The following is a 326-nucleotide window of genomic DNA, read 5'->3' on the forward strand; positions in this document are numbered from 1 at the left end:
GGTCATGGAGCGGCCACAAAATTCACCATTACCACTCAGCCAGCGGCGCCTGCTACAAATGGTGCAGCACTGGCAGCACAGCCTGTTCTTCAACTGAAAGATCAGTACGATAACAATTGCGATTCTGATGATGCAACACAGGTAGATGCTTCAGCTACGGGAAATGGAACATGGACCTTGGGTGGAAGTTTACCTCAAACTGCAGTTGGTGGTGTGGTAAGCTACTCAGGCTTAAGCGCAAGTAGTAACGTAGAAGTTACAGCAGCTAGCATTACTTTTGATTTGGGTGGCGGAAGTTTTACTCTTGAATCCAACTCATTTGCTTT

At 46.9% G+C, this 326-nt stretch carries 1 protein-coding gene; it reads left to right on the plus strand.

All coding sequences use genetic code 11. The features are described 5' to 3' along the window. The coding region (locus NQ163_RS20710) for a hypothetical protein (protein ID WP_268192203.1) at positions 1 to 326 on the plus strand (326 nt) is incomplete at both ends.

The sequence above is a fragment of the Marinifilum sp. D737 genome (genome assembly GCF_026672275.1).
Taxonomy (GTDB): domain Bacteria; phylum Bacteroidota; class Bacteroidia; order Bacteroidales; family Marinifilaceae; genus Marinifilum.